The sequence below is a fragment of the Nocardioides sp. genome, assembly GCF_034670285.1.
In the GTDB taxonomy this organism is placed as follows: domain Bacteria; phylum Actinomycetota; class Actinomycetes; order Propionibacteriales; family Nocardioidaceae; genus Nocardioides.
The window spans coordinates 1-6,030 of the sequence record NZ_JAXMNS010000228.1; the positions used below are offsets into that span (position 1 = coordinate 1).

At 70.0% G+C, this 6,030-nt stretch carries 6 protein-coding genes; 3 read left to right on the forward strand and 3 right to left on the reverse strand.

All coding sequences use genetic code 11. The annotated features are described in order from the left end of the window. Nucleotides 1–65 precede the first annotated feature (65 nt). Nucleotides 66–1,382 carry a PhoH family protein gene (locus VOI19_RS12150; protein WP_323793224.1) on the reverse strand — a complete coding sequence of 439 codons (1,317 nt, stop codon included), beginning with the start codon at nt 1,380–1,382 and terminating at the stop codon, nt 66–68. Between the two features lie 374 nt (nt 1,383–1,756). After that, nucleotides 1,757–2,530 carry an isoprenyl transferase gene (locus tag VOI19_RS12155; RefSeq protein WP_323793225.1) on the reverse strand — a complete coding sequence of 258 codons (774 nt, stop codon included), beginning with the start codon at nt 2,528–2,530 and terminating at the stop codon, nt 1,757–1,759. 130 nt (nt 2,531–2,660) lie between these two features. Here VOI19_RS12155 and VOI19_RS12160 point away from each other — a divergent pair, with 130 nt between their 5' ends. The 3 genes from VOI19_RS12160 to VOI19_RS12170 all read left to right on the forward strand — a co-directional run bounded on the left by VOI19_RS12160 (nt 2,661) and on the right by VOI19_RS12170 (nt 4,998). Continuing rightward, entirely contained in the window at nt 2,661–3,761 is a 1,101-nt protein-coding gene (locus tag VOI19_RS12160) for an AIM24 family protein (RefSeq protein WP_323793226.1), read from the forward strand. An 81-nt stretch (nt 3,762–3,842) separates the two neighbouring features. After that, entirely contained in the window at nt 3,843–4,586 is a 744-nt protein-coding gene (trhA, locus tag VOI19_RS12165; protein WP_323793227.1) for a PAQR family membrane homeostasis protein TrhA, read from the forward strand. Between the two features lie 34 nt (nt 4,587–4,620). Then, nucleotides 4,621–4,998 carry a thioredoxin family protein gene (locus tag VOI19_RS12170; RefSeq protein WP_323793228.1) on the forward strand — a complete coding sequence of 126 codons (378 nt, stop codon included), beginning with the start codon at nt 4,621–4,623 and terminating at the stop codon, nt 4,996–4,998. Between the two features lie 51 nt (nt 4,999–5,049). On the opposite strand, the gene VOI19_RS12175 is transcribed toward VOI19_RS12170, so the two are convergent. After that, a partial coding sequence (locus VOI19_RS12175; RefSeq protein WP_323793229.1) for an aldehyde dehydrogenase family protein occupies nt 5,050–6,030 on the reverse strand: 981 nt, incomplete at its 5' end.

The following is a 6,030-nucleotide window of genomic DNA, read 5'->3' on the forward strand; positions in this document are numbered from 1 at the left end:
CTCTTCCGATCTCCGAGTCGGCGCGTTGTCGCGCCGACTCGGCGAGGAACTGACGGGCGGGGTGCTCAGACGGTGACGTTCTCGAGCATCTCGGTGACCAGCGCAGCGATCGGGGAACGCTCGGAGCGGGTGAGGGTGATGTGGGAAAAGAGCGGGTGGCCCTTGAGCTTCTCGATCACCGCCACGACACCGTCGTGACGTCCGACGCGCAGGTTGTCGCGCTGCGCGACGTCGTGGGTGAGCACGACCTTCGAGTTGGCGCCGATGCGCGAGAGCACGGTCAGCAGCACGTTGCGCTCCAACGACTGTGCCTCGTCGACGATCACGAAGGCGTCGTGCAGCGAGCGGCCGCGGATGTGGGTCAGCGGGAGCACCTCGAGCATGCCGCGGGCGAGGATCTCGTCGATGACGTCAGTAGAGGTCATCGAGCCGAGGGTGTCGAAGACGGCCTGGCCCCAGGGCGACATCTTCTCCGTCTCCGAGCCCGGCAGGTAGCCGAGCTCCTGACCCCCGACGGCGAAGAGCGGACGGAACACGACGACCTTCTTGTGCTGGCCACGCTCGAGCACCGCCTCGAGCCCGGCGCACAGCGCCATGGCCGACTTGCCGGTGCCGGCGCGACCGCCGAGGCTCACGATCCCGACCTCGGGGTCGAGCAGCATCTCCAACGCCACGCGCTGCTCGGCGCTGCGCCCGTGGATGCCGAACGCCTCGCGGTCGCCGCGCACAAGGTGCACCTGCTTGTCCGGACCGACCCGACCCAGCGCCGTGCCGCGGTCGGAGAGCAGCACCAGCCCCTGGTGGCACGGGAAGTCGCGCGCCGACTCGAGGTCGAGGACGCCGTCGTCGTACAGCTCGTCGATCTCGGCGGCGGCGACGTCGAGCTCGGCCATGCCGGTGTAGCCGGTGTCGGAGTCGCTGATCGCCTCGGCGCGGTACTCCTGGGCGTCGAGGCCGACCGCGGACGCCTTGATGCGCAGCGGCAGGTCCTTGGAGACCAGGGTGACCGCGCAGCCCTCCTGCGACAGGTTGTAGGCCACGGCCAGGATCCGGGTGTCGTTGTCACCCAGGCGGAAGCCCGAGGGCAGCGACCCGGCGTCGGTGTGGTTGAGCTCGACGCGCAGCGTGCCACCCTCGTCGCCGACCGGGACCGGCTCGTCGAGCCGTCCGTGCTCGATGCGGAGCTCGTCGAGGTTGCGCAGCGCCGAGCGGGCGAAGTAGCCCAGCTCGGGGTGGTGCCGCTTGCCCTCGAGCTCGGTGATCACCACGACCGGCAGGACGACCTCGTGCTCGGCGAAGCGGCGCAGCGCGCCCGGATCGGCGAGCAGGACGCTGGTGTCGAGCACGTAGGTGCGAGTGGCCGGGGTACTTGGTGCAGTCACGGTGTTCGCCCTTCAGGGACCGTGCGCGCACTCGACGCTCGGCCCTCAGTCGCCACAGATGGACCGGGAGAGGGCCCGGACGCCGGAGTGCCGGCGTCCTTCCGCCGGGCGCGGGCAGCAGGTGGACACCTGCGGACCTCGTCCGACGTACAGGTCGTGAGTTCTCACGAGCGGGCCTCCTGGTATCAGCGGGCTTCCCCACCCGCCGACCTCACGAACGTACGCCGCAGCCACCCCCCGCCAGAGCGACACGCCCGGACGCCCAGGTGAAGTTCGCGTTACGTGCAGGGGTCGCGCTCACGAGCCGTCCTTCGAGACGCTCGCTGCGCTCGCTCCTCAGGAACCAGAGCGGAGAGCACTCGCTCCGCTCGCGCTCACGAGCCGAATCTGCGCTCGCGCTGGGCGTAGGCGCGGATGGCTCGCAGGAAGTCGACGCGACGGAAGTCGGGCCAGTAGGCCTCGCAGAAGTAGAACTCCGACTTGGCGCTCTGCCACAGCAGGAACCCACCGAGACGCTGCTCGCCCGAGGTGCGGATGACGAGGTCGGGGTCGGGCTGGCCCTTGGTGTAGAGGTGGTCGGAGATGTCCTCGACGTCGAGCACCTGGGCCAGCTCCTCGAGCGAGGTGCCGCGCAGCGCGTGCTCGTGCAGCAGCGAGCGGACGGCGTCGGCGATCTCCCGGCGCCCGCCGTAGCCCACGGCGACGTTGACGAGCATCCCGTCGACATCGGCGGTCGCCTCCGCGGCGTTCTTGAGCCGCCGCGCGATGTGGTCGGGCAGCAGGTCGAGCGCGCCCACGGGGTGGAGGCGCCAACGGCGTTGGTCGGCGAGCGAGTCGACGGCGTCGGCGATGATCTCGAGCAGCGGCGCGAGCTCGGCCTCGGTGCGGTTGAGGTTGTCGGTGCTCAGCAGCCACAGCGTGACCACCTTGATGCCGACCTCGTCGCACCAGCCCAGCAGCGGCTCGATGTTGGCCGCTCCCGCCCGGTGCCCGTGAGCGGTGTCGCGGCCCACGGCCTTGGCCCAGCGACGGTTGCCGTCGAGCATGACGCCGACGTGCTGCGGGAGGTCACCCGACATCCGGCGCAGCATCCGCGCCTCGTAGGCGGGGTAGAGCACCCGCCTGAGTCCCGTCTTCCAGTCCGCCACCTCGCGATCGTAGCCACTTTCGGGTGGTTCAGTGCGCCATCAGGACCGCACGGTGCGCCTCAGGCTGACACGATGGGGACACGACGGACGGCGGGGACGGTACCCGCTCCGCGCTCTCGAGAGGACGACGATGCACCCTTCCTGGCACCCGGACCCCACCGGCCGGCACGAGCTGCGTTACTGGGACGGCTCGATCTGGACCGACCACGTCGCCAACCAGGGGGTGCAGGCGATGGACCCCCTGATGCCGCAGGCCGAGCCGACCCCGCAGGTGCAGGAGACGTCCCCCGAAACCGAGTCCGAGTCCGAGCCCGAGCAGCCGGCGTCGTACGGCGCCGACCCGTTCGGCGCGTCCGGACCGGTCCCGCAGACCGATGCCCCGGAGGCGTCCGAGCTGTCGGACACGTCCGCGACGCCTGAGACAGCCGCGTCGCACGAGGGGCACGTGACGAACGAGGCCCTCGGGTCCGTGGACGAGTCGCCCGAGCCCCAGGCCACCGCCTACTCCCCCGCACCGGCTGCTGCCGCACCGGCGGCGGGCTTCGCGCGGGACGCCTTCGCCGGCATCACCGGCGACCTCATCGACGGCCGCTTCTCGGAGAAGAACGGCGCCGGGGTGGAGCGTCAGAACAACCGGATGCTCCGGGTGCGGGTGACCGAGCCGTTCATGGCCCGTCAGGGGTCGATGGTGGCCTACCAGGGCGACGTGCGCTTCAACTACCAGGGCGGCGGTGCGGCCAAGTTCTTGAAGAAGGCCTTCACCGGGGAGGGGTTGTCGCTCATGCGCGTGGAGGGGTCCGGCGACGTCTTCCTCGCCGACCAGGGCCACCACGTGCACATCCTCAACCTCCACGACACCGGGATCTCGATCAGCGGCACCAGCGTCCTGGCCTTCTCGGCCGGCCTGGAGTGGAACATCGAGCGCGTCAAGGGCGGCAGCATCGCGACCGGCGGGCTGTTCAACACCACCGTGCGCGGCACCGGCTGGGTGGCGATCACCACGGACGGCGAGCCGGTCGTGCTCAACGCCGGCGAGGCAGCGACCTTCGCCGACACCGACGCGGTGGTGGCCTGGTCGGCCCACCTCCAGACGAGCCTGCGCTCGACCATGTCGGCCGGTGCCCTGATCGGCCGCGGCTCCGGCGAGGCACTCCAGGTGACCTTCTCGGGCCAAGGCTTCGTCATCGTGCAGCCCTCCGAGGGCGCCGTCGTTCCGCCCCACTCGCACTGATCACTGCTCTCCCGCCCGTCGCCGTCCAGATCTCCACGATCCCTCGCGGCGGGCGGGAGATCCCCCGCTAGGATTGCCGACATGGATCGCCCCCTCCACCACGCCAACGAAGCCGTCCGGGCAGGCCTGGACACGATCCACGACAAGGTCTCGGAGAAGTTCCACGAGGCCAAGCCCAAGCTCCGCGGTCGCTCGCACCTGCTGCTGACCCCGCTGGCGCTCGCGGGCGGGATCGTGCTGATCGTCCTCTCCCCGACCACGTCGACCCGGATCGGGTCAGCGGTGTTCGCCGTCAGCGCACTGCTGCTCTTCGGCGTCTCGGCGATCTACCACACCGGCACGTGGTCACCGCGGGTCTGGGCGGCGCTGCGGCGCTTCGACCACGCCAACATCTTCGTGCTCATCGCCGGGTCCTACACGCCGCTGACGCTGATGCTGCTCGAGGGCACCCAGCGCACGGTGCTGCTCACGACCGTGTGGTCGTGCGCCATCCTCGGCGTGCTGTTCCGCGTGTTCTGGATCGGCGCCCCGCGCTGGCTCTACACCCCGCTCTACATCGGGTTGGGCTGGGCCGCGGTGTTCTTCATCCCCGGCTTCATCGACGGCGGCCAGCGGGTGCTCGGCACGTCGATGACGATCGCCGTGCTCACCCTCATCGCCGCCGGCGGCGCGCTCTACACCGCGGGCGGGATCATCTACGGCTTCAAGCGGCCCAACCCGTGGCCGCAGTACTTCGGCTTCCACGAGATCTTCCACAGCTTCACGATCCTGGCCTTCGTGGCCCACTACGTCAGCATCTCGCTGGCGACCTACTCGCTGCGCTGACCCTTCCGTCACCAGCGGTGGTTACGGTGGACCCATGGCTACCGTCGAGCTGACCGATGACAACTTCAACTCCCACATCGAGGAGAACGGCATCCTCTTCGTGGACTTCTGGGCGAGCTGGTGCGGACCGTGCAAGCAGTTCGCGCCCACTTACGAAGCCGCTTCCGAGGCGAACCCCGACATCGTGTTCGGGTCGATCAACACCGAGGAGCAGCAGCAGCTCTCCGCTGCGGCCGGGATCAAGTCGATCCCGACCCTGATGGTGTTCCGCGAGAAGGTGCTCGTCTTCTCGCAGCCCGGTGCCCTGCCGCCCGAGGGCCTCGACCAGGTGATCGCGGGCGTCCGCGGCCTCGACATGGCCGACGTCCACCGCCAGGTCGCCGAGCAGCAGGCCGCTGAGGGCCAGGCCTGACACGACGAAGCGACTCCGGCGTCGCTGCTGAGCAGCGACGCCGGAGCTGCGTCAACGTCCGGCGCGCTTCCAGCGGCGCGCCAGCCCGGTGGGCTCGGCGTCCTTGGGGAGCGTCGAGCTGCCGCCGTGCAGCAGGGTCATCATCTGCGCCAGCTGGGCGTCCATCTTCTCGGTGCGCTGGAACGACGTCAGCGCCATCACCGGCTTGAACCGCTGCCGGGCGATCGCCTTCGCGTAGGTGAACTCCTTGAGCCCGTCGGGGCCGTGGATGCGCCCGAAGCCGGAGTCACCCACGCCGCCGAAGGGCAGCGACGGAATCGCCGCGAAGGCGATGATGCCGTTGACGGCCGTCATCCCCGAGCGGATCTGCTCGGCGATCTCCATGCCCCGTGACTTCGAGAACACCGTGGAGCCCAGGCCGTACCTGGTGGCGTTGGTGAGCTCGATGGCCTCCTCCATCGTGGCGACCTTGCGCACCGTGACGGTCGGGCCGAAGGTCTCCTCGGTCACCGCCAGGGAGTCCTCGGGGACGTCGACGAGGATGGTTGGCTGCACGAACCGCTCCCCCACCGCCTCGACGCCGCCGAGCAGCGCGCGTCCACCCTTGGCCAGTGCGTCGGAGATGTGGGACCGGATGACATCGAGCTGGCTCGGCATCGTGATCGGACCGAGCTGGGAGCCCGGCGAGGCGTCGGCGCGCAGGTTCTGGGCCTTGGCGACCAGGGTGGTGACGAACTCGTCGTAGACGCGCTCGTGCACGTAGACGCGCTCCACGCCGATGCAGGTCTGTCCGGCGTTCGAGCACGCGCCCCATAGGGCCGCGTCGGCGGCAGCCTCGACGTCGGCGTCCTTGTCGACGATGACGGCGTCCTTGCCGCCGGCCTCGATGATGACCGGGGTCAAGGTCTCGGCGCACGCAGCCATCACCCGCTTGCCGGTGGCCGTGGAGCCGGTGAAGGCGACCTTGTCGGCACCGGCGTGACACAGGGCTGCGCCGGTCTCGCCGAGCCCGGTGACGGTGGTGAAGACGGG